Origin of the sequence: Kitasatospora sp. NBC_01287, assembly GCF_026340565.1 — a bacterium.
In the GTDB taxonomy this organism is placed as follows: Bacteria; Actinomycetota; Actinomycetes; order Streptomycetales; family Streptomycetaceae; genus Kitasatospora.
The window spans coordinates 183528-207771 of sequence record NZ_JAPEPB010000001.1 but is presented as its reverse complement, the minus strand read 5'-3'; the positions used below and the strand labels follow the sequence as shown (position 1 = coordinate 207771).

Here is a 24244-nt window from a genome sequence, read left to right as displayed (position 1 = left end):
AGATGGCACTGACCTCAGTCGAACTGCAGGGAATGACCGCTGCCCAGGGCACCTTCCAGAACGCCCTGGACGAGACCACGAGCTCCTACTCCCAGATGGACGGTCAGATCGAGGGCCTCCAGGCCAGCTGGAGCGGCGACGCCGCCAACGTCTACACCCAGGCCATGCAGCAGTGGCTGGAGGACTTCAACACGGTCAACGGCGCCCTGCGCACCATGCTGGAGAAGCTGTCGTCCAACACCAACGTCTACGCCAACACCCACGAGGACACCCAGCAGATCGCGCAGCAGGTGGCCCAGAACATCTCCTCCGGCGCGGTCGGCCTGCCCGGCTTCTGAGCCGCCGCTCAACTCGGATTCTCCGCAGCACTGCTGACACATCGTCACTCTCACCACCAGGAGCCCCCGTCATGACCACCTACACCGTCCAGATGGAGCAGGTCGACTTCATCGTCGGCGAGATGAACTCCATCACCCAGAAGATCAACCAGACCCTGGCCGACCTCGACAGCCAGTCGAAGATCAACCTCTCCGAGTGGACCAGCGACGCCCAGGAGACCTACGCCCAGGTCAAGGCCCAGTGGGACGCCGCGGCAGCGGACATGACGGCCAAGGCGGCCGCCGCCACCCAGATGCTCGGCAACATCAACGAGTACTACTCCAACGGGGAACGCCAGGGCGTTCAGCTCTGGGGCTGACCCGCGATGCCGGCCACTCGGAACCAGCCGCCCCGCAACACCCACCAGCCCCAGTCGTACAACGGTGGCACCACCCTGACGCCCGGACAGGGAACGTACGACAACCCGGACCCGTTCACCGTGCCGCCGGTGCCCGGCCACGACGGCAGCGGCTCCGGCACCTCGGTCAACACCTCGGCGCTGGACGTCTTCGCGGGCAACGTCGACCTGCTGATCACGCCCACGCAGACGGCCTCGACCACGTTGGGCGAGGTCAGCATCGCGCCGGGCGCGTTCTACCACGCCAACAAGATCCGGACCGACATCAACGGCGCGAACGGTGACGACGGGCTCAAGGCCAAGTACCTGCTGGTGCTCGCCGACCTCGGCCAGGGGCTGGCCGATCTGCGGGACGGGATCAAGCAGTTGAGCCACACGTACACGACCGTCGAGGACGCCGGCCACATGACGGCGACCGACTTCTCGACCGCGATGAACCTCTCCCAGGCCGACTTCACCTCGCTCATCACCGACGGTGGCGGCTCGGGGACGACGAGCGGTCCCGCCGGCTGAGCGCGCGAGCCTCCCGGCGGTGACGGCGTGCCAGGACGTCACCGCCGGGAGGCGGCACCGGGCCGCCGCACAGCACAGCGCACTTGACAGCACCTCGAAGCACGGCGCAGCACAGCACGGACGGAACAAGGCGGGGCGGCAGGCGGTCCGCCGGTGGCCGACGCGGAGGGGAGACGAGGGAACCATGGGTGACACCGACTACAGCGGCAACGGCTTCAACCAGGGCGGTGACGGGGCGGTCTTCGGCGATCCGGGCTCGGACCCCGGGTCGGTCTCCGACTACGACACCTGGGACTGGAAGCAGATCGAGGCCGCCATCACCGGCATGTCCGCGGGTGTGGACGACTCCGGCAACCAGTCGCACGCCCTCTCGGTCTCCGACCCGGACTCGCTGAACAAGGCGGCCAACGCCTTCTACGCCGTGCAGGTCACCCTCTCCGAGATCGCGGACAGCCTGGACGCCCAGGCCAAGGCGCTGGCCGGGCCCGACGGACCGTGGAAGGGCGACGCGGCCGACTCGTTCATCAACATGATGACGACCTTCACCCGGCAGGTGAAGGCCACCGCGGACGTGCTCTCGGGCGGCGCCACCGGCACCCACTCGATCCCGCAGCAGCTCGCCGACAACGCGGTGAACCTGCTGAACGCCAAGAACAAGATCGTCGAGATCGACAACTGGTACGCCAACCAGGCGATCCAGATGGGCGTCCAGCCGATGAGCAACGGGCTGATCCCGATCAGTCAGAAGCCCCAGCTGGTGCAGATGATGACCAGCGACATGCGGGCCGTGCTCAAGAGCCTGGCGGGGGAGTACCAGGTCACCATCGACTCGGTGCGCTCGCCGCAGCCGATCACCTCGCCGGGCGACAACAACCCGAGCGACATCCCCGACACCACCCCGGCCGACCTCGGCCCCGAGACGGGCCTCGACGACGCGGCCCTGCAGCCCGCCAGCCTGAGCGACCTGCAGAGCGCCCAGGATCCCGGCCTCTCTCCCTTCCCCGGCGGCACGGGCACCGGCGACGGCTCCGGCCTGCCCTTCGGCGGCGCGGACCCCGGCCAGATGGACGCCGCGCTCAACCCCGCGGGGGGCATCGGCGATCCGTCCGGTTTCCCCGGCGGTACGGGCACTGACGGGCTGGGGGGCCTGGGTGATCCGTCCGCCTTCCCCGGCGGCACGGGCACCGACGGGCTGGGCGGTCTGGGTGATCCGTCCGCCTTCCCCGGCGGTACCGGCGTGGGCACCGGCGCCGGCGGACTGCCGCTGGACGGCTTCACACCGTCCCCCTTCCCGATCAGCACCTCCTCCAAGGGGACGGGGCAGCTCGGCGAGGGCGAGGCGACCGACCCGCTCACCGACCCGCTCACCGACGGCGCGGGCGAGTCCTTCCCCGGCGAGTTGGGCACCGGCGGCGTCGGCGGGCTCGGCGATCCCGCAGCCTTCCCGGGTGGCCTCTCCACCGAGTCCGCTCTGCCCGACGGGACGGGCCTCGGCTCCGGGCTGGGCTCCGGGCTCGGGGGTGGCGCCGGTGACGGGCTCGGCGACGGAGTCGGCGGCCTCGGGGGTCTGGGTTCCGGCGAGGGCCTGGGCTCCGGCGACGGCCTGGGTGACGGCCTCGGCGGCGGAGCCGGTGCGGGTGAGGGGCAGGGCGACGGCGGGATGCCCTACATGCCGGGCATGGGCGGTGGCGCGGCCCAGCAGGGGCAGAACAACGAGCGCAGCGACGCCTCCGGCCTGCTCAGCGGCACCGCGGAGCCCTGGTCGGGCTCCACCGACGTGGGCGGCGAGGAGGCGGGTTCGCCGCTCGGCGCCCTGGCCGGCGGACCGGGCCTGGACAGCCTGGGTGACGGGGTGGGCGACGGCCTCGGCGCCGGTGACGGGCTCGGCGCGGGCCAGGGCCTGGGTGACGGCTCGGGTGACGGCCTGGGTGAGGGGCTCGGCGGCGGTCTCGGCGCGGGTGAGGGGCAGGGCGACGGCATGCCGTACATGCCGGGCACGGGCGGTGGCGCGGGTCAGCAGGGGCAGAACAACGAGCGCAGCGACGCCTCCGGCCTGCTCAGCGGCGATGCCGAGCCCTGGTCCGGCCTGCCCGAGGAGACCGAGGAGGCCGGCGCGCCACTCGGCGCGGCGGCCGGCGGCCCCGGTCTGCACGGCCTGGCCACGGACCCGTTCACCGCGACGCCCGCCGCCGAGCAGCTCGCCGAGGATCCGGCGACCGCTGCCGCGCTGCCCGATGACGAATGGTCGGCCACCGGTGCGGGTGAGGCGGCCGCCGGTGCGGGTGAGGGCATGCCCTTCATGCCGGGCGCGGGTGGTGGCGCGGGTCAGCAGCAGGGCCAGCACAACGAGCGCAGTGATGCCTCCGGCCTGCTGGAGGGCGAGAGTGAGCCGTGGGAGGGAGCACCGGCCGCCACCGGCGAGGCCGGCTCCCCGCAGGGTGCCCCGGCCGGAGCCGTCGGCCTGGCGTCGGCCGCCGAGGCCGCCGAGGCCGTGCTGCTGGCCGAGGCGTCGACCGTGGCCGCCCAGCAGCACAGGCACCGGCACGACGACCCGATGATCGCCGTGCCGCTGGCCCTCGCGGGTGAGGCCGTGAGCTGGGGCGACGAGCCGGTGGTGGCCGAACCTCCGTCCGGAGCGTCCGAGTTGGCAGAGGCAGAGGCAGAGGCGGAGGCGGAGGCGGAGGCGGAGGCGGAGGGGCTGGCAGAGGCGGAGGCGGAGGCCGAGTCCGCCGCCCTGCTCGACGGGCCCGGTGTCGGCGCCGGGGAGGAGATCGCCGCCTGGGACATCGGCGGCGACACCCTGGTTCCGCTGCTCTGGGGGCTGGTCGGCCCGGACGAGGAGCGCGATGTGTTCTCCTCCGGTTACGCCACCGCCGAGGACGGCACCTGGGGCGCCCGAGCCGCCGTCGCCCCGGCCGGGGACGCGGAGGAGGAGCAGGAGGAGGTCCCCACCTGGACCACCTGGCGTCCGGACCGGACCCCCGCGCCGGGCGGTCTGACGGCCGCCGCGGTCGCCGCGGTCGGCGCGCTCTCCGCCCGCTCCACCGACGAGGTCCCCGAGGAGGAGCCGGCCGAGGAGACCGCGGAGCAGCCGGAGGAGGAACCGCAGCGCCGCAGCATCGCGGACCTGCTGGTCCAGGACGGCGACACCTGGGGCGACATCGACCCGGCGGCGGTCCTGTGAGGCCCCGTGCGAGCGCCCCCGCAAGCCCCACCGGAACGGAAGGAGCGGCATGAGCACCCCCTACGACCAGGAGATCGAGGACCTGCTGGCCCTCTACCAGCGCCAGCGCGAGGCGGCCGCCGAGACCCGGCGGCAGATCAACGAGGTGACCGGTGTCGGCCTCGCGCCCCGGCAGAGCGTCAAGGCCACGGTGAGCGCGCAGGGCGATGTCACCGCGATCGAGTTCCCCACCGGGGCCTGGCGCCGGATGGCCCCCAAGGAGCTGTCCGAGGCCCTGCTCGCGGCCATCTCCCAGGCCAGGGCGAAGGCCCTGGAGCAGGTGGCCGAGCTGACCACCCTGAACCTGCCGTCCGGGGTGGGCATCGCCGACCTGATCCAGGGCCGGGTGGACCCCACCGCACTGCTGCCCGAGCAGCCGGGCATGCCCGACCAGGTGCGGGAGTACGTCGAGAACGGTCGGCCGGAGGGCCTGCGCCGCCCCGGCTGAGTTGACGTCGACCCGCCTCACCGCGGGGCGGGTCGAACGGAATGGCACAGGAGAGGAAGAGGACGGCGATGGACAACGGACGATTCTCGGTCGACACCGACGGGCTGCACCGCCAGCTGCCGTACGTGCGGCAACTGGCGGAGCACATCCGCTCGGTGGGCAGCAACCTGCAGGCCCGCCTCTCCGTGCTGGGCGAGCCCTGGGGCGACGACGCCAGCGGCCAGGAGTTCTGGAACCAGTACGACAACCCGCACCACGAGCTGCTGGAGGGCATCAGCGGCGTGGGCCAGGTGCTGGACAGCACCGCGGACGGCATCCAGACCATGGCGCTGCGCTTCACCCAGCTGGAGGAGGAGAACATCGCCGCCGCCCGCCAGTTGCACACCCCCGACCACCCGGACGTCCCGACCGAGGGATCGAGGACGGAGCACGACCGCCCGTGAGCATCAACCTGCCCCCCGAGCTGGGCTGGGTGGCCCGGCTGGCCGTCGGCCAGGCGTGGCCCAAGGGCGACGAGGACAAGATGATCGCGCTGGGCGCGGCGTGGAACGACGCCGCCCAGCAGCTGGTGAGCCTCAGCGCGACCATCGACCCCGCCACCAGCGGCGTGCTCAACAGCATCGGGGGGCAGGTGGCCGACCAGTTCCACGACTTCACCAACCAGCTCCGGTCCAGCCTGCCCGACATGGCCGACGCGGCGGGCCAGATGGGCGAGCTCGGTCACAACACCGGCGTGCAGCTGGAGTACTCCAAGTACATGATCCTGGCCCAGCTGGTCTGGCTGGCCTACGAGTTGGTACAGCTCGCGTTCTGGGCCCCGGAGGCGGTGCCGGCCGCGATCACCGCGGCCCGGCTGATCGTGCAGATGATCCTCAAGCGGCTGCTCCAGTCCGTGGTCATGGGCGTCGGCTTCATGGTCGGCATGGACGTGGCCATCCAGACCATCCAGTTCCTCAAGGGCGACCGCACCAAGTGGGACGCCTCGCTCACCCTCTCGGCGGTCGAGAGCGGCGCCATCTCCGGCGGCATCGGCGGCATCCTGCACGGCGCGGGCGCCGCGTTCGCGCCGAAGTTCACCGGCTCGCTCATCGGCAAGGGCACCATCGGCGCGATCACCGGCGTGGTCAGCACGGCCACCATGGACGGGATCTTCGGCGGCGAGGGCGACTGGGGCGCGACGCTCAGCTCCAGCATCATCGGCGCGATGGGCGGGGGCGGCGGCCGTCGGCGCTTCGGCGGGGGCGACGAGGAGCACGAGCACATCGACGGGGACATCAAGCTCCCGTCCATGCCCGACCTGGGCCTGGACCTCACCTCGGACCTGAAGCCTGACCTGAAGCCTGACCTGACATCGGACCTGACAACGGACCTGAAGTCGGGCCTGCCGGGGGAGGAGGGCTCCGGCGGTGAGGGACTGCCCGGCCTGGAGCACGAGACCGGGCCGGAAAGCACGGGGCAGCACGGCACGGCGACGAACGGGGCCGGGCGCGGCCTCGTACAAGGAGCTCCGGCCGCCGTTGGGACCGGCAACGGGCGGGTCCACCCGGTGACCGAGGGCAGTGGCGGAGGTACTGAGGAGGAACCAGCGGAGCACGCGCCGGGACGCCCGGTCGAGGTCACCACCGGCACCGTGCGCCCGGTGACCAGCGGCGAGCAGCGCACCGTCACCGTCGGGCAGCCCGGCCGGACGGCGGTCGAGCAGCCGACCAGCGCGGGGCGCACGGGCGCCGAGGGCCTGGGGCAGCGGGACGTCGGTCAGCAGGGCGTCGGTCAGCGGGTCACCACCGAGAGCGGCACCGGTGTCCGGCAGGAGGTCGGCGGTGCCGAGCAGACCGTGCAGGCCGGTGCGCCGCCGGTCAGCACCGGGGCCGGCACGGGCGTTCGGGAGCCGGTCAACGAGGCGACCGTCAGCGAGGCGACCGTCAGCGAGGCGCCCGTGCACGAGGCGACCGTCAACGAGGCACCGTTGCCGGGCACCTCGGGGCGCGGCACCGCCACGGCCACGACACCCATCGGCGCGGGCGAGCAGCGTCCGGCCCCCGTCGGGTCCGCGGCCCCCGTGCCCACGCGGACGGGCAGCGGAAGCGTCACCCAGCAGTCGGGTGCGGCGCAGGCGTCTCCCCAGGGTGCCGCGCCCCGCGCGTCGCGCCGCGTCACCAGTTCGACGGACACCTCCACCACAGGGGTGCACACGGATGCTCCCGCGCGGCCCGTGCTCAGCACCGAGTCGGGGGACCCGGGGACCGTGGTCGGCCGCCCTGACGCCTCGTCGGGCAGCGGGCGGACGGCCGACGGACAGCAGGGCGCCGCCACGGCGGCCGCGCATCCGGGGCCGGGGGCGGGCCAGGTCCCGCGTCCGCACGATCCGCCGCACGGTCCCGGGGAGGTGCCCTCGTCGCGGTTGGATCGGTCGCCGCGGTTCGTGGTGCGGTCGGGTTTTGCGGTGCGGCGGTTCGAGGTGGGTGGGCAGCGGTTCGCGGATCTGTCGGTGCGGGTGGCGTTCCGTGGTGGGGGTGGTTCTCCTGAGGCGGTGGCGACGTGGTCGCGGGTGCAGCGGGGGGTGCGGGAGTTCTTCAATGATCCCGGGTACGCGTTGCCGGGTGGTGAGCGGTTGCATGTGTCGGTTGAGCGGGTGGAGCCGGGGGAGGGGCCGGATCTGACGGTGGATCTGGTGGGGCGTGGTGCGGGGATGGATCAGCACCGGTGGGAGGTGGATGCGGAGCCGGTGGCGTATGCGCATGAGATCGCGCATCAGTTGGGTCTGCGGGATGAGTACCGTGATGCGTCGGGTCCGCAGCGTGCGGATGTGGCGGGTAGTTTGCTGGGTGACTTCCGTCGGGCGGCGGGTTCGGGGTTGACGCAGTCGGGGTTGCGGGGGCGTCATCTGGCGTTGCTGGGTGCGCTGGTCGGTGGTGGTGACGACGGTCCGGTGCGTGTTTCCGAACCGGCACCGGTGCACGCGGGTGGGGCCTCACCCCGCGCCCCCAAACCCACCGACGGCAGCGCCACCGAGGGCAGCACCGCTGACGGCAGCACCACTGACGACGAGCAGCCGGTGGACGTCACGCAGCAGGCGGGCGGCAGTCGGGCCGGCGCCGCTTCGCCGCCGCGTCCGCTCGGTGCGCAGGACGATCCGGCCTGGCGGCAGGCGCGCGAGCAGGCTCCGGTGGTCCAGCGTCAGCACACCTGGGTCGACCCCGTCTCCGACCCCACCCGCATCGCCCTCCCACCCAGCGAGCCGCACACTCCCGTGCGCGAGCAGAGCCCCGAGCCGTTGGCCTCGCTCTCCGACCCCAGCCGCATCCCCCTGCCGGCCAGCGAGCCGCACACTCCCGTGCGCGAGCAGGCCCCCGAGCCGTTGGCCTCGCTCCCGCGCGCCGAGGACCCGTCCCCGGTGGTGCCGGAGGTGGAGCCCGCGGTGCTGCCGTCGCGCACCCCTGCGCGCGAGGAGCAGGTGCTGGTACCGGACCGCGGTGCGGAGCCGTCCGGTTCGGTCCGCCCTGAGGACGACCCGGCCACTCTCACACCCGAGCCGTCCCGGCCGGCGCCGGAGGTGGAGCCGCCGTCCGGCAGGGGCTCGCCTGTCGTGGACGAGTCCTCGGACGAGCACGCGCCGGTCGTGCTGCCGCCAGGGGCTGCGGAGACGCGCGTGCCGGAACCCGTTGTGCGTCGGGAGGGCCAGGGCTCCAGCGCGGCCACCGAGCGGAACCGGCCCACCGCGTCGTCCACCGCGTCATCCACCGCGTCGCCCACCGTGTCGGCTTCCGAGCACACCCCGGTGCTCGACCCGCGCACGGAGCACGGACCTGACGAGGCGACGAACCAGCGCCCGCTCCCGCCCCCGCTGCCCCCGCGACGCGTGGTCGCGACGCCGATCGTCCGCGAGCCCGAGGTGCCGCGCCCCCGAGCGGACGAGGCCACGAACGCTCCGGAGGCCCCCGACCACGTCACCGCCCCGGTCCGGCAGCGGCAGCCGCAGCCGCAGCCGCGCCGGGACGGCCCCTCGGCCACGCCGAGCCACGAGGACGCCGCCGCCGCGCTGGCCGCGCCGCGCCCGCCACGCGGCGGGCGTCCGCAGGCGCCGGGCGACTCGATGGAGCTGAGGCCGCCCCGGCCCGACCGCATCAGGGTGGAGCGGGAGAGTGCCGGCAACGGCCGCCGCTCGCTGTTCCAGTGGAAGCGCCCGGCCCGCAACGAGGCCGGCACCGCGCCCACCCGCCGCCCCGCCGACCCGACCGCCACCCCCACGCCCACGCCCACCACCCACGTCACCCACGTCACCCACGACACCCGCACCCCCGTCCCCGCCCCCACTCCCACCCCCGCCCGTCGTGCCCCCGCCCGCCACGTGCCCGACCCCAACTGGGACGGCCACCGCCTCCACGACCCGGCGTTCGCCCCGGCCAGGCCTCCCGCGCCGGACGCCGTGCGCCGGCCGCCGGCGCGGATCGCGACCCATCAGCAGCTCGGCGCGTCCGACCTGGTGGTCAGCCTGCACGGCCGGGAGCGGGACATCGTCCGGCAGATCGAGCGGCACGTGGGCGCCGCGTTCGGCGATGACGCGGCCGGGCGCACCATCGCGGACGCGTTCTTCGGTGGGTCGGGCCTCAAGCCCCGGCTCTCGGCCCTCTCCCGGGGCGACGCCTGGGAGGCGCCGTTCAAGGCGGGGCCGTGGTCCGGCAAGCTCAAGATGCGCGTCCGCGTGGACGAGACGCTCTACCTGGCCGAGACGACGAAGCCGGTGGAGTTCGAGGGCGGCGCCGAGCAACACCTGACCGTGGGCCGCACCCGCGAGCGGCGCAACCGCTACCTCGCCAACCTCTCCGGCAAGTTCAAGTGGAAGAAGGGCGACTTCACCCCCCAGGTCGGCTACACCTACGACCGGCTCAACACCAAGCTGCGCGGTGACGGGGCCCGCACCATCGCCCGTGGCAAGACCACCGAGGAAGGCACCCTCTTCGGCGCCAACTTCCGTCTGGAGCTGGACTTCTCGGACGTCACCCGGTTCGGCGAGCTGAAGCACCTGCCGGGGAACCACCGGGTGCCGGTGGACATCTCGGCGACCGTGGCCGTGCCGCGCCCGGAGACCGGGGACCGGCACGGTGCGGCGGCCGTCCCGGACCGGCTCTTCGCCCCGCCGGACCGGGTCGTGCACACGCAGCGGCTCGGCGGCTCGGACATCGTGCTGGACGTGTCGGCCGGGCAGACCCACCCGACGACCCATCAGGAGATCAAGGGCGTCGACGCGGTGCTGCACCAGCTGGACCCCGAGGGGCGGCGGGTCTTCGGCAACGACTTCTGGCAGAACACGGTGCGCCCGGAGCTGAAGTCCCAGATCGACCTGGGCGGGCTGCACCAGGACCTCAAGGGGATGATGGCGGGCGACCGGCTGCGGATCGAGGTGCCGGCCAACTTCCTCGGCTGGACCAAGGCGGTGGTCGAGGTCGGCGCGCACGTCCGGACCATGGAGCACCAGCGCAACACCGGCACCACCGAGTTCAACGTCGGCACCGGCGTGTCCCGTTCGCAGCGCCGCCAGGTGCACCGGGGCCATCTGGGGCAGCTCCCGGTGGTCGGCAACGTGATGAAGTACCTGCCGGGCATGTTCGGCTTCACCGGCTCCCAGCAGCGCGGCCGGGAGCGGGTGGAGATCGGCGGCTCCTCCCACGACGTCACGGTGACCACCAAGCTCAAGGCCCCCGGCGCGGTCTTCGGCGGGACCGGCGGACTCGACTTCCACTTCGTCCGGGTGGAGAACCTGCGTGAGGACCGGGTCGGCGGCGCCACCGCCGAGGTGAACTTCACCGCGCTGGTCGAGCAGAGCGAGGCGCACGAGGTGCGGCCGGCGCCGCCCGGCGGGCCCGATCCGACCCGCTTCACCGCCACCGGGGCAAAGACCCCGGTGCCCCGGCTGACCCGGAACCCGGGCGACCCGGTCGCGCAGCCCCCGCACTCGGTCTGGGGCGGCCCGGACGCGCACCACCCGCCGGCCGGCCCCTACGGCCTGCGCGACACGGTGACCACCCGCGACCTGGCCGATGTCTCGGCCCTGCACGACCGGTTGGACACCATCGGCCGCCAGCACTTCCCCGACGTCTGGGAGGACGTCCGCGAGGAGGTCATCGACACCTTCGGGCACGCCATGGTCTCCGCCCACCTGCCCTCGATGACCCGTGGACTGCCGCTGGAGACAGGGGAGTTGGGGGAGACGCTGCGGCGGCACGGGCTGCACGTGTCGGCCACGGCGCGGGTGGTCGAGATGGAGTACAAGCGGCTGGACACCAAGGCCGAGCTGAACGCGGTCGCCGAGACCGGCACGGCCGAGGCCGACCGCACCATCTTCTCCCGCACCCTGGCCGGCGGCGGGGTCGGCGGCGGCGAGGCGGTGCTGCACCAGGTCGTCGCCAAGGACGGTGCGGGCGAGAGCGGCGCCGGCGGAGGTGCCGGCGGAGGTGCCGGCCAGGACGCCGGCGGAGGGCACGCCGAGGCGGCCCCGCCGATGGAGACCGCCGAGGCACTGGACATCCAGGGCAGCTACGCCCAGCAGCGCCGCACCCGGATCGGCTGGCGGTCCGGGCAGGCCGGCAAGGTCTACGCGAACGGCAAGTACGGCCAGCCGCAGGCGCTGTTCAACTCCCGGGTGGAGATCGACCTCCGCTTCAGCCGGCAGGGCGACCCGGTCCGGGAGCACACGGAGCCGCTGAACGCCGAGTTCAGCATGGACGCCCGGGACACCAACGCCGCCCAGGCGGACGTCAACGGAGAGGCGGTGTTCACCCGGCCGCAGCCCGCCGCGGCCGGGCCCGCCGCCGCCCACCCCCCGGCACCGCCCGCCCCGTTCGTGCCCCGCGCCGCGCCGGCGACCCGGCATGACCCCCCGCCCCGGATCGCCGACCGGGGCGCGCTGGGCGCCTCCGACGTGCTGCACAGCCTCGGCCCGCAGGACACCCGGCTGCTCGACCAGGTCGAGCGGCAGCTGCGGACCCGTCTCGGCGACCCCCTGCCGGACGAGCTGCACCAGCAACTGCGCGAGCAGCTCGACCCGTTCGCGCTGAAGGGCCAGCTCTCCCGGCTCACCCGCGGCGGCCGGATCGTCATCAAGGTCGACGCCGGCGGCTGGTCGGGCAGCATCGCGGTCGGGGCCCGGATGGGCCGCATGACGCACACCGAGAACGTCGACAAGTTCGAGTTCGAGCTCGGAAGCCAGCAGCGCTCCACCGTGGGGATCGTGCGCGACCAGCGCGTGCGGCACATCGTCGGCATCCCGCTCAAGTTCAAGCTGCCGCACACCACCGTCAACCTCTCCTACAACCGGCTCTACGACTTCTCGGACAGCATGACCACCGAGGGATCGGGATCAACGGTCAGCCGGGGAAAGACGGTTGAGCAAGCCGGTCTCTTCACCGGGCCGGCCGACTTCAGCGTCGACGTCAACCTGGGCCGCCGCCTGGAGCGCTTCGACCACCAGTTCCCGGTCACCCTGCCCGACACGGTGGTGGCCGTGCCGCTGCGCGACGCCCCCGACCCCGCCGCGGTCGCCCCCGCCCCCACCACCGCCGTGCCGGACCGGATCCGGCAGAGCTACCGGCTCGGCTCCTCCGACATCGTCACCGACGTGCACCTGCTCCAGCCCGCCCCCCACGCCCCGCCGCCCGCCGCCGCCCACGCCGCCGGTGGCCCGGCCCACGCCGGTGGCCCGGCCCACGCCGCTGGCCCGGCCCACGCCGGTGGCGGCGCGGCGGCGCCCGTCCCGGTCGGTCGCAACCGCGAGGTCGTCGAGCAGTCGGTCGACCGGCTGAACCCCACCGGCCGGGCCACGCTGGGCGGTGACTGGCCGGGCATGCGCCAGAAGATCGTCGACCTGATCCAGGGCGACGGGTTGGTGCCCGCCCTCAAGCCCGCCATGTCGGGCGGCGAGATCGTGCTGCGCCACGGCCGCAGCGAGGTCCGGATCAGCTCCGACGTCAGCAGGCTGGAGGTCACCGGCGCGACCGGCACGACCGAGTTCAACACCGGCACCGGCACCCAGCGCACCTTCGCCGAGCACGACGACCACGGCGGCTCCGGCAGTCCCGGCAACGTGGTGAACGTCAGCGTCCAGGGCACCTCCAACCCGTTCCCCGACGGCGCCGCCGTCCTGGCCGGCGGCGGCGCGGTGCACTCCTGGGGCCACGACGAGCACCTGGCGTCCGTCGGCTCCGCCTCGACCGGCATGACCTCCAAGAGCAAGAACCCCGCGGTGAGCGCGCAGGGCGAGGCCCGGCTGGTCTTCACCATGACCCGCAAGCCGCTGATCCGGCTCGGGCACAGCGAGCGGGTCGTGCCGGAGCCGGCCTCCGCGGACTTCCGCCGGCGGGTCACCGATCCCACCCGCGTCTACAACAAGCCTGCGGCGAACGGCAATCCGCCCGAGGCGCACCAGCCGGTCCTCAGCATCCAGGGCGGTCGCCCGCTGCCCCCGCGCGCGCTCGGCGGTGTACCGCACGGCTTCGCCCAGAGCGTGCGCAGCGTCGTCTACGGCGACCACAGCCACACCATCCGCACCCTGCGCCGACTGGCCGCGCCCCGGCGAGCCCAGGCCGCCCTCGACGTGGGCTTCCACGCCACCCTGCTGGAGTCCGAGGCCCGCCCGCTGCGGACCGGCGAGCCCCCCGCCTTCGTGGCCCGCCCCGACGCGACCGAGGCCGCGCAGCGCACCGCCTTCGAACAGGCCGAGCGCGCCCGGCTCCAGGGACAGGCGGGCGGCAGCAACCCGCCCGGCCCGCCCGTGACGGTGCGGGTGCCCCCGGAGCGGGTGTGGACCGAGGGCCTGCGCGACGTGGACGTCACCCGCTGGATAGGCGACTCCTCCGGCATCGGCGACATCATCCGGATGCGCGGCCCGCGCTTCTTCGGCGGCGGCACCTGGCGGCGGCTGGGCGTGGTCGCCCAGCAGGGCCTGGGCCACAGCGGGCTCTCCGCCGGCTTCGGCGCGGCCACCCGCGGCGACGACATCACCACGCCCACCGCGGGGCGGCTGCGGCTGCTCACCAACCGGGCCCAGATCCGGGCCTCGGTGAAGGTGCTGAACCTCGAGTACCAGTCCACCGACCGCAACGTCGAGCTCAGCCCGGCCGGCGAGGTCTCCGGCACCACCCGCCACACCGCGCTGAGCTGGCACAACTCCGGTGGCCAGCTGCAGATCGGCGCCGAGGGCAGCGCGGGCTCGGCCGAGGCCACCGGGCTGCTGACCGGCGGCTACCAGCACCGCAAGCGCGCCGGCGCGATGCTGGAGCAGGGCGGCCGTGTCATCGCCAGCGGCAAGTTCAACACGCCGATGGCCCGGTTCACCGGCTACGCCGAGGTCACCGTCACCTTCGTGGACGGCGGCCGCCAGGTGCGGGAGCGCGGCATCGTCCCGGTCACCCTCGACATCCCCGAGCACGAGACCGGCACGGCCCAGCACGGGCCGGGCGACACCCTGCTCTTCGCCGACGACCGGCGCGACGGCAGGGCGCCGGCGCCGGTGGGCGCTCCGGGGGGCGCGTCGGGGGCCCGGGGACGCACCGGCGACGTGGGCGGCGGTCCGCCCACGCGACCGGGGTCGCGGCCGCGGCCATCCGCCACCCCTTCCACCTCAGGCGGGCAGCGCGGCAGCGGACTTGAGAGCTTCCTGGCGGCGGAGGACCCGGACGACGGGGCCCTCTTCGGCAGCTACCCGCCCCGCCGCTACGACCGGTTCCCGCACCCTTCCGACGCGGGGTCCTCCTCCGTCGCGGAGTCCTCCACACCCCGGTCGGCCCGCACCCCGGCGCCGAGGACGACGCCCCGGACAACGCCCCGGACAACGCCCAGGACAACGCCCACGACGCTGCCGAGCGCAGGCGGGGGAGAGCGGCAGCGTCCGGCGCAGCAGCAGCGTCCGGTGCTGGGCACGGGCCTGGGCGCGAACGGCAGCCAGGACGGCACCACTCCCCGGTTGACGCCCCGTCAGGCCGAGAAGGCGCCGGTGCGCCCCACCGCGCCGCTGCCGCAGATCCGGCCGCTGCCGGGCGAGCCGCGCACGCCACCGCAGCTGGACGCCGACGGCCTGCGGCCGCAGGGCGCGCCCCGTCCGGCCGCCCTCCCGACCGGGGGCCCCCGCTCTGCCGAGACCCAGGGAACTTCCGCCGCCGACCTGCCGCCCGCTCCGGTCCGGGACGAAACGGCGCACCCCCAGCCATCCCTGACTGTTCGTCAGCCTGAGTCCCGTACGCGTCTGAGCGCAGCTGCTCCCGCGCCGGCGCCGCTGCGGGAACCCGGGCGGGAGCAGATCCTGGCGCTGGGCCTCGATCCGGCCGAGGAGCCGGTGATCCGGCCCCTGGGCTCGGTCCTGGGCACCGTCGAGCCCCCACGTCTGCCGGCGGAGCCGGCGAGCCGGCCTGTGGTGGCGCGGCCGGACAGGTCCGCGGTGCCGACCGTGCCGCCACAGTCCTCCGAGGAGAGCGACAGCCTGACTCGGGCGCCCCTCACCATCGACGCGGACGCGGACGCGGGCCGTCGCGTCGTGACGCCCACGGTGACCACCGAGGTGACGTCCGAGGTGACGTCCGTGGTGACCACCGAGGTGACGTCCGAGGTGACGTCCACGGCGGCCACCGATTCGGCCGACGACCAGCGGTCGGCTCCCATCGAGTCCTCCTCGGCCCCTGGCACGACACCGCCCGGGCCGAGCGCCCCGACCGTCCTGCCGGAGGAGCCCGCGCGTACGGGCGGCACCCAGCAGCACGGCGCGGAGGGCTCCGCCCAGGGTGTCTCGCCCCGAGCGCCGCGCCCGGGGGCGCAGACCCCTGCGCCGCATCCGGTGGGGGACAGGCAGCAGGCGGAGGGAAGTCGGGCCGGCGCCGCTTCGCCGCCGCGTCCGCTCGGCGCGCAGGACGATCCGGCCTGGCGGCAGGCGCGCGAGCAGGCTCCGGTGGTCCAGCGTCAGCACACCTGGGTCGACCCCGTCTCCGACCCCACTCGCATCGCCCTCCCACCCAGCGAGCCGCACACTCCCGTGCGCGAGCAGAGCCCCGAGCCGTCCGCGTCGACAGTGCTGGAGCCGCCCGCGACGCCGACGCTGCCGCCGCCGCACGGGTCCGTGTTCGACGGCCCGACGTCGTCGCCGGTCGAGCCGCACGGCGAGAATTCCGCGGCGCTCGCTCCGAGCCGCCCGCGGCTGGTGCGGTCGTCCTCCGTGCCGACGGTGCTGCCGTCGCACGGCTCCGTGCTCGACGGCCCCTCGTCCTCGCCGGTCGAGCCGCACCGCGAGGACGCCTCGCTGCGGCCACCCGGCCGGACTCCCGTGCTGGACCCGGCGACGCCGACCCCGTTGGGCGCACCGCGCGAGCTGGACGCCGAGGGCAGCGGCAGCGGTTCGACCGAGCAGGGTGAAGACCTGCCCCCGTCCTCGTCGACGCACCTGAGCATCGAGGACACGCCCCCGCCGCCCCCGATGCCCGTGGCCCGGCCGATCCGTCCCGCGCGCGCCGAGCTCCCCGAACCGATCCAGCGGGCGGACAGCACCACCGGCAGCGACACCGACGAGCATCCGACTCCGGCCCGGCCGCTCCAGCACGCGACCCGGCCCCAGCCGCCCCAGCGTCCGACGCGTGCCCAGGCCGCCGACGCGCTCGGCGGCCTGGCGGAGCCCCGCGATCCGGGCAACCCCCGGCAGCCGGCCGACCGCATCGAGATGACCCGTCCCGGCGAGCAGCGCAGCCGGCCCACCGCGTCGCGTTCGCGCTTCACCGACTGGTTCACCCGGAGCGAGCCGCGCCGGCAGGGTGCCGACGACCCGACCCCGCCACCCGCCCCGCTCCGCCGCCCGGCTGACGACCCGACAGCCGCCGCCAGGCCCACCAACACGAGGCCCACCAACACGAGGCCCACCGGCGCCAGGCCCACCGACACCGCCCCCACCGCCCCCCGCCGCCCCCAGCACGACGCACCGGCCCCGCCGCCCGCTCCGCCGCCCGCTCCGCCGGTCCGGCCGCGCGATCCGAACTGGACCGACCACCCGCTCTACGATCCCGCCTTCGCCGCCCGCACTCCCGTGCCGCCGGGCGACCGGCGCCTGCCGCCCGCCCGGATGGCCGATCAGCGGCAGCTCGGCGCGTCCGACCTGGTGGTCAGTCTGCGCGGCCGGGACCGCCAGATCGTTCGCCGGATCGAGCGGGCGGTCGGCGACGCGCTGGGCGACCACGACGCCGGGCGGACCATCGCGGACGCGTTCTTCGGCGGCGGCGCGCTCAAGCCCCGGCTGTCCGCGCTCTCGCGCGGTGATGCCTGGGAGGCCCCGTTCAAGGCGGGCGGCTTCACCGGCAAGCTCAAGATGCGGGTCCGGGTGGAGGATTCGCTCTACCTCTCGGACGCTCCCAAGCTGGAGTTCGAGGGCGGCGCCGAACACCAGCTGGTGCTCGGGCGGATCAAGGAGCGGCGGCACCGCTGGCTGGCCAACCTCAGCACCAAGTTCAGCTGGGGCAAGGCGAACTACACCCCCCAGGTCGGCTACCTGCACGATCGCCTGACTCTGGGGCAGCGCAACGACGGCGCGCGCACCATCGCCCGTGGCAAGACCACCGAGGCCGCCTCCCTGTTCGGCACCCGGATGCACCTCACACTGGACTTCTCCGAGGTCACCCGCCTCGGGCAGCACCTGCCGATGGCCGACCGCCGCCCGGAGCTGGACATCGTGACCACGGTGGCGGTGCCGCACGGCGAGACCCGGGGGTCGGGGGTGAACGGGGCCGTGCCGCCGGCGGCCACGCACTTCCTGGTGCCGCAACGGGTGGCGGACAGCCACCGCCTGGGCAGCTCCGACATCGTCCTGGACGTCTCGGCCACCCGCCGTGACGGCGCCGGCGCGATCACCAGCAAGGGCGTCGAGTCGGTGCTGCGCGATCTGGACGCGGAGGGCGTCCGGATCTACGGCAACCGGCACTGGCACTCCACGGTGCGGCCCGAGCTGGGGGCGGAGCTGGACCTCGGCGGTCTGCACCAGGACCTCAAGGGGATGATGTCGGGCCAGCCGCTGCGGATCGAGATCCCGGGCGGGTTCTTCAGCCGGACGAAGGCCGTGGTGGAGATCGGCGCGTCGGTGCGCAGCATGGAGCACGTCCGCAACACCGCCACCACCGAGTTCAACGTCGGTACCGGCGTTGTGCGTTCGGGCCATGAGCAGAGCACCCGCGGTCACCTGGGCCAGGTGCCGATGCTGGTCAACGTCACCCGGTTCATTCCCGGCATGTTCGGCTTCAGCGGCTCCCAGCAGCGCGGTCGGGAGCGGATCGAGATCTCCGGCTCCGGCCAGGACGTCACCGTCACCACCAAGTTGAAGACCCCGGGCGCGGTGTTCACCGGCGAGAGCGCCCTGCGGGTGCGGCTCGGCCGGGTTCGCGGGACCACCGAGCTCGAACACGCGATCGTGCCCAGCTCGGTGGACTTCACCACCCTGGTCGAGCAGCAGGAGGCCCGGCCGGCCCCGGCCGCCCCGCCGACCGCCGTCGGTGTGGTGAACCCCAACCGGTTCGTCGCCCCGGCGGCCACGCGGCCACGGCAGTTCACCCGGTTCAACGCGGGCGACACCGTGGCCAGGCCGCCGGACACGGTCTGGGGCCCCGACCCGGCCGACCCGCAGGCGGGCCACGGTCTGCCGGACACGGTGACCACGCGTGACCTGGGCAGCGTGGCGCGCCTGCGCGCGCGGATCGACACCATCGGCCGCACCGAGTACGCGGACATCTGGGAGGACGTCAGGGAGGAGGTGCTGGACACCTTCGGCCACACCCTGGTCTCCGCTCACCTGACCTCGATGACGCGCGGACTCAGCCTGGAGACACCGGAGTTGAAGGCGGTGCTGCAGCGCCACGGATTCCAGGTGTCGGCCACCGCCCGGCTCACCCGGATGGCCTTCAAGCGGGAGGACGCGGGCGCCGAGCTGAACGCGGTCGCCGAGACCGGCTCCTCCGAGGCGCACCGCACGATCTTCTCCCGCACCTGGGCGCTGGGCACCGTCGCCGGCGGTGAGGCCAACATGAAGCCGCACGTGGGGGGCGGGAGCGAGCAGCCGCAGGGTGGCGGCCACCCGGGCGACAACGGAGGCGCCGGCACCACCGGCACCACCGGCAGCACCGACACCGCGGGTGCGGGCGGCGGCGGCCACGAGGCGTCGGAGCCGCATCTGGCCGACCTCCAGGCCAGTTATACCGCCCAGCACCGGAGCCGGGTCGGCTGGCGCTCCGGCTCGGCCGGCAAGGTCTACGCCAACGGCAAGTACCAGCAGCCGCAGGCGCTCTTCGACTCCGACGTCACCGTCGACGTGCGGTTCACCCGGAACGGCGTCGCGCGGGCGCCGCTGTCGGTGCCGCTGGAGGCGGAGTTCAGCATGGACTCGCGCGACACCCTCCAGCACGTGGTGACCGCGCCGGGCCCCGCCGAGTTCCGCCCCCCGGCGGCTCCCGCCCCCGCCCCGGCCCACGTTCCAGCCCCTGCTCCCGCTCCGGCCGCAGGCGGGCACACCGCCACCGCCCCCGCTCCCGCCCCGGCCCCCGCGCCCGTCCCCTTCAAGGCCCGTCCCGCGCTCGCGCGGCCGCTCAACCCGCCGCGCCGGTTCACCGACCGGGGTGCGATGGGCGCCTCCGACGTGCTGCACAGCCTCGGCCCGCAGGACACCCGACTGCTCGACCAGGTCGAGCGGCGGTTGCGGACCGGCCTCGGCCTCACCCGGCTGCCCGACGACCTGCGGCAGCAACTGCGGCAGAAGCTCGACCCGTTCGCGCTCAAGGGCCGGCTCTCGCGGATCACGCGCGGCGGCCGGATCGAGATCGAGGTGGACACCGCCGGGTGGAAGGGCACCGTCGTGGTCGGCGCGCGCCTGGGCGCGATGAACCACACCGAGAGTGTCAAGAGCTTCGAGTTCGAACTCGGCAGCCAGCAGCGCTCCACCACCGGCATCGTCCGCGACACCCGGGTGCGCCACATCCTGGGCGTACCCGTCAAGTTCAAGCTCCCGCACGCCACCGTCAACGCCGCCTACAACCGGCTCTACGACTTCTCGCAGAGCATGACTACCGACGGGTCCGGGGCAACGGTCAGTCGTGGCAAGACCGTTGAGCCCGCCGCCCTGTTCACCGGGCCGGTCCACTTCGATGTGGACTTCAACCTGCGCAACGGCGACCGCACCTTCGCCCCCGGCGCCGCGGGTCCCGTCACCCTGAACCACGCGGTGGTGGCGGTGCCCGAGCGGGACGGCCGCGTCCCCGGCGCGGTGGACCCGGCACCCCGCACGGCGGTGCCCGACCGCATCACGCGGAGCTTCCGGCTCGGCTCCTCCGACATCGTCACCGACGTCTTCCCGGTCCACGAGGACCCGGCCGACCTGGCCGCCCGGCAGGCCCGGCAGCCGGCCCCGGCCGCCGCCCAGGGCAACGCCCCCGCCGCCAACCCGCCCGCCGCCAACCCGCCCGCCGCCAACCCGCCCGCGCTCCCCGCTCCGCCGCTCCCCGCTCCGCCGCCTCCCGCCCGGGGCCGGGCCGGCATCGACGAGACCCTGCGCCGCATCGACGACCAGGGCCGGTCGGTCCTCGGCGACGACTGGGCGGGCATGCGCGAGAAGATCGCCGACCACATCGCCGACGACGGGCTGGTCTCCTCGCTCAAGCCCGCCATGTCCGGCGGCGACATCGTGCTGCGCCACGGCCGCAGCGAGGTCCGGATCAGCGCCTCGGTCAGCACGCTGCGGGTCATCGGCGACGCCGGCACCACGGAGTTCAACACCGGCACGGCCGGGCAGCGCAGCTTCGCCGAGCACGACGACCACGGCGGCTCCGGCAGCCCCGGCAACGTGGTCAACGTCAGCGCCCTGGGCACCAGCAACCCGCTGCCGGACGGCGCCGCCCTCGTCGGCGGCGGCGGCGTCAGCCGGGGTTGGGGCGACGACCGGCACCGGACCACCATCGGCTCCGCCTCCACCGGCATGACCTCCAAGAGCAAGCAGGACGCCGTCAAGGCCGAGGGCCGCGCCCGCCTGGTCCTCACCATGACCAGGCGGCCGCTGGTCAGCGGCCACAACAGCGAGCGCGTCGTGCTGGAGCCGATGTCCGAGCGGTTCAAGGCGCAGGTGCTGGCCAACATCGCGGCGGCCCCGCAGCCGCCGAACGGCCGGCGCGCCCTCGGCCTCAACGACCGGACCGCCTTCAGCTACGAGAACCGGCCCGCGGGCACGCCCGACCCCGGCGTCGGGGACGTCCTCCTGCGCAAGGTGCGCAGCGTCATCCACGGCGACCGCAGCAGCACCGTCCGGTCCGTCCGGCGCGCGGTCGCCCCCCGGCGCGGCGCGGCCGCCGTGGACTTCGGGTTCACCGCCACCATCCAGAAGTCCGAGGCCCACGACCTGCGGAGGGACGAGCCGGCGACCTTCCAGGCCCGGCCGGACGCCGCGCAGCAGGCTCGCGTCGACCACTTCCGCCAGGGGCAGGAGCGGGACCGGCTGCTCGGCGGCGGGCCCGCTCCCGCTCCCGCGCCGGTCCCGGTCCGGGTGCCACCCGCGCGAGTGTGGACCGAGGGCCTGCGCGACGTCGACGTCACCCGCTGGATCGCGGACTCCTCCGGCATCTCCGACATCATCCGGGCGCGCGGCCCGCAGTTCTTCGGCAAGGGCACCTGGCGCCGGCTCGGCGACGTGGCACGCCAGAACCTCGGCCACAGCGGGCTCTCGGCCGGCCTCGGCCCGGCCACCCGGGGCGACGACATCGCCACACCCGTCGCCGGACACCGGCTCCTGGTGAACAAGGCCCAGGTCCGCGCCTCGGTCGAGCTGTTGAGCCTGGAGTACCAGGCCGGTGACGGCAAGGTCGAGCTCAGCCCGGCCGGCGAGGTCTCCGGCGTCTCCCGGCACACCCACCTGACGTGGACCACCACCGGCGTCCAGGGCAGCCTGGGCGCCCAGGCCACCGCCGACTCCGCCGAGGCCCAGATCCTCGTCAACGGCGGCTACCAGCACCGCGGGCGCGGTGGCACGCTGCTGGAGGAGGGGGGCAGGGTCATCGCCAGCGGCAAGTTCAACACGCCGATGGCCCGCTTCACCGGCCACGCCCGGGTCACCGTCACCTTCGTGGACGGCGACCGCCAGGTCCAGGAGCACGGCGTCATTCCGGTCACCGTGGACATCCCGGAGCACGAGACCGGCGCGGCCGTCCGCGGCGACGGCGCCACGTACGTCTTCAGCAAGGCCGCCCCGGGCGGCGAGCAGGTGGGTGGCGAGCAGGTGGGTGGCGAGGACCGGGACGACGGTGGTTACGACGGCGGCTCCGGCTCTGGCCACGACGGAGGCTTCATGGCGGCCGAGGACAGCGGGCGCCACGGCATCGGCCTGGCCCCGCACCGCGACACCGCCCCCGACCGGGACACCACCCCCGGCCAGAACACCGGCATCGGCCGTGGCAAGGCCGTCGACCGGACGCCGCACCCGGGCTCCCGGTCCGGTGCCGCCGGCCCGACCCCGGCCCGCCGTTCGCCCTCCGCCGCCCCGCGCCCCGCGCTCAGCTTCGACGTCTCCTTCCGCAGCGGCAGCGGCAGCGGCAAGGTCGAGGACGCGCAGCGCGGCGCGGTCCAGGAGGCGGCGGCGCGGATCGCCTCGCTCAGCCTGGAGCGGCACGATGCCGGCGCCCCGCTGCCCCGGATCACGCTCTCCAGCCGCGCGGTCGTGCGCCGGGGCGGCCTACCGCACTTCGGCCGCTCCCTCGCACTCGGCGAACAGCAGGGCCGAACCCTCGCCGCAGCGCTCCGCGAGGCGCTGAGGCTGGAGCTGGGCCGCCGTCAACAGAACGGCGAAGTAACCCTGTTGAGCGATGAAGCGATCCCCGTCGACGTCACCCCGAACGCGGAGCACGACGGCACCGAGGGCGCCTTCATTCATGTCCACCTCCCCCCGCCTCCCGGCTCCTGACCCCGTGCCCGCCTCCCGGCTCCTGACCCCGCGCCCGCCTCGGCTGCGGCTCCCGGCTCGGCGGCGCGGGGGCGTTTTGAGCCAGGGCGCGACTGTGTCACAGTTGACGGTGTGTCTCCGAACGATCGCCTGGAGTGACGGGCCGTGCTTGATTCCCTGACCCGCCCGTGTGGCGAGGCCTCTCCGAGTTCCGTCCCACCCGCCTCGGACGGCACGTGCACCGCCTCCGGACCGGCCCTGCGCGTCAAGTGCATGGGCCGCACCTACGCCGTCGTGGCCACCGGCGACCACATCGCGGTCAGCGACGTCACCGACATCACCCGCCCCCTGCCGCTGGGTAGCGCGGTCCCCGCGGGGAGTGGTCTGTGGGACATCCACACGCCGGACGGGCGCGCCCTGCTGCGCACCGACGAGCTGCTTCGCGCGCTGGTCGCACTGCGTGCGGTCTACACCTCCTCGGCGAGGCGCTGAGGAGGCGGCCGAATCGCCTCCGCTCGCTCGGCTTGGCTGCTGCGCTGCGCTCGAATCCTGGAGCCGGGCACGCGGCACTGTCCAGATATTTGCATAATTAATCACAAGCGGTACGGTGGCGACGTGACTGAGCAGACCTGTCGAAGATTCCAGGGCCGCGTCGCCCTGATCACCGGTGCCGCAAGCGGCATCGGCGCCGCCACAGCGAGGCGGCTGGCCGCCGAGGGGGCGGCCGTGGTGGCCATCGACATCGCCGACCCGGCCGGGCAGGCCGTGGTCGAGGCGATCAGGCGGGAGGGCGGCCAGGCCGAGTACCGGCACGGCGACGTGACCTCCGCGGCGATGTGGGACGAGCTGGCCGCGCACGTGCGGAGCCGGTACGGACGGCTGGACGTGCTGCACAGCAACGCCTACGCCGTCGTCGTCAAACCCGCCCACGAGTTGACCGAAGTCGAGTGGGACACCCAGCTCGCGGTCACGCTCAAGGCCTCCTGGCTGGCCATCCGCGCCTTCGCCCAGGCCCTGCAGGACAGTGCGGGCGCGGTGGTGCTCACCTCCTCGGTGCACGCGCTGGTCGGCCTGCCGGGCCACCCGGCGTATGCCGCCGCCAAGGGCGCCCTGTGCGCGATGGGCCGTCAGCTCGCCGTCGAGTACGGCCCGCGGGTCCGCGTCAACACCATCGTGCCCGGGCCCGTCATGACCGCGGCCTGGGACCGGGTGGACGAGGCCGGACGGGCCGACAGCGTCGGCGAGACCGTCGCCAAGCGCTTCGGCCGGCCCGAGGAGGTCGCGGCAGCCGTGGCGTTCCTCGCCTCCTCGGACGCCTCCTTCGTCACCGGCGTGAGCCTGGTGGTGGACGGCGGCTGGTCCGTCGTCAAGGCTTCCTCGTGAACGCGGGGACGATCG

9 protein-coding genes are annotated in these 24244 nt (G+C 74.4%); all 9 read left to right on the top strand.

What is annotated here, in order from left to right; genetic code table 11:
• Positions 1–2 precede the first annotated feature (2 nt).
• Complete coding sequence (locus tag OG455_RS00520) at positions 3–338, top strand: WXG100 family type VII secretion target (RefSeq protein ID WP_266288960.1); 336 nt, start codon at positions 3–5, stop codon at positions 336–338.
• Positions 339–409: 71 nt separating this feature from the next.
• Positions 410–697 carry a WXG100 family type VII secretion target gene (locus OG455_RS00515; RefSeq protein WP_266288958.1) on the top strand — a complete coding sequence of 96 codons (288 nt, stop codon included), beginning with the start codon at positions 410–412 and terminating at the stop codon, positions 695–697.
• A gap of 6 nt (positions 698–703) precedes the next feature.
• The gene (locus OG455_RS00510) at positions 704–1249 is read left to right on the top strand and encodes a hypothetical protein (protein ID WP_266288956.1); all 546 of its coding nucleotides are present in this window, start codon (positions 704–706) and stop codon (positions 1247–1249) included.
• A 184-nt stretch (positions 1250–1433) separates the two neighbouring features.
• A complete protein-coding gene (locus OG455_RS00505; RefSeq protein ID WP_266288954.1) occupies positions 1434–4433 on the top strand; it encodes a WXG100 family type VII secretion target in 3000 nt (999 codons plus the stop codon).
• 49 nt (positions 4434–4482) lie between these two features.
• On the top strand, positions 4483–4920 hold the full coding sequence (locus OG455_RS00500) for a YbaB/EbfC family nucleoid-associated protein (RefSeq protein ID WP_266288952.1): 438 nt from the start codon (positions 4483–4485) through the stop codon (positions 4918–4920).
• A 68-nt stretch (positions 4921–4988) separates the two neighbouring features.
• Positions 4989–5363 (top strand): WXG100 family type VII secretion target, encoded by a 375-nt coding sequence (locus OG455_RS00495; RefSeq protein WP_266288950.1) that lies wholly within the window; start codon positions 4989–4991, stop codon positions 5361–5363.
• Positions 5360–22867, top strand: coding sequence for a hypothetical protein (locus OG455_RS00490; protein WP_266288948.1), 17508 nt, complete (start codon positions 5360–5362; stop codon positions 22865–22867). Before OG455_RS00495 ends, OG455_RS00490 begins: the two co-directional genes overlap by 4 nt.
• A 144-nt stretch (positions 22868–23011) precedes the next feature.
• Positions 23012–23338 carry a hypothetical protein gene (locus OG455_RS00485; protein WP_266288946.1) on the top strand — a complete coding sequence of 109 codons (327 nt, stop codon included), beginning with the start codon at positions 23012–23014 and terminating at the stop codon, positions 23336–23338.
• Positions 23339–23461: 123 nt separating this feature from the next.
• Positions 23462–24229 carry an SDR family NAD(P)-dependent oxidoreductase gene (locus tag OG455_RS00480; protein ID WP_266288944.1) on the top strand — a complete coding sequence of 256 codons (768 nt, stop codon included), beginning with the start codon at positions 23462–23464 and terminating at the stop codon, positions 24227–24229.
• Positions 24230–24244 lie beyond the last annotated feature (15 nt).

What these genes read in the sequence shown, in the direction of transcription:
- OG455_RS00510 (WP_266288956.1), top strand. Translation starts at nt 704, where the DNA reads ATGCCGGCCACTCGGAACCAGCCGCCCCGCAACACCCACCAGCCCCAG.
- OG455_RS00515 (WP_266288958.1), top strand. Translation starts at nt 410, where the DNA reads ATGACCACCTACACCGTCCAGATGGAGCAGGTCGACTTCATCGTCGGC.
- OG455_RS00505 (WP_266288954.1), top strand. Translation starts at nt 1,434, where the DNA reads ATGGGTGACACCGACTACAGCGGCAACGGCTTCAACCAGGGCGGTGAC.
- OG455_RS00495 (WP_266288950.1), top strand. Translation starts at nt 4,989, where the DNA reads ATGGACAACGGACGATTCTCGGTCGACACCGACGGGCTGCACCGCCAG.
- OG455_RS00520 (WP_266288960.1), top strand. Translation starts at nt 3, where the DNA reads ATGGCACTGACCTCAGTCGAACTGCAGGGAATGACCGCTGCCCAGGGC.
- OG455_RS00500 (WP_266288952.1), top strand. Translation starts at nt 4,483, where the DNA reads ATGAGCACCCCCTACGACCAGGAGATCGAGGACCTGCTGGCCCTCTAC.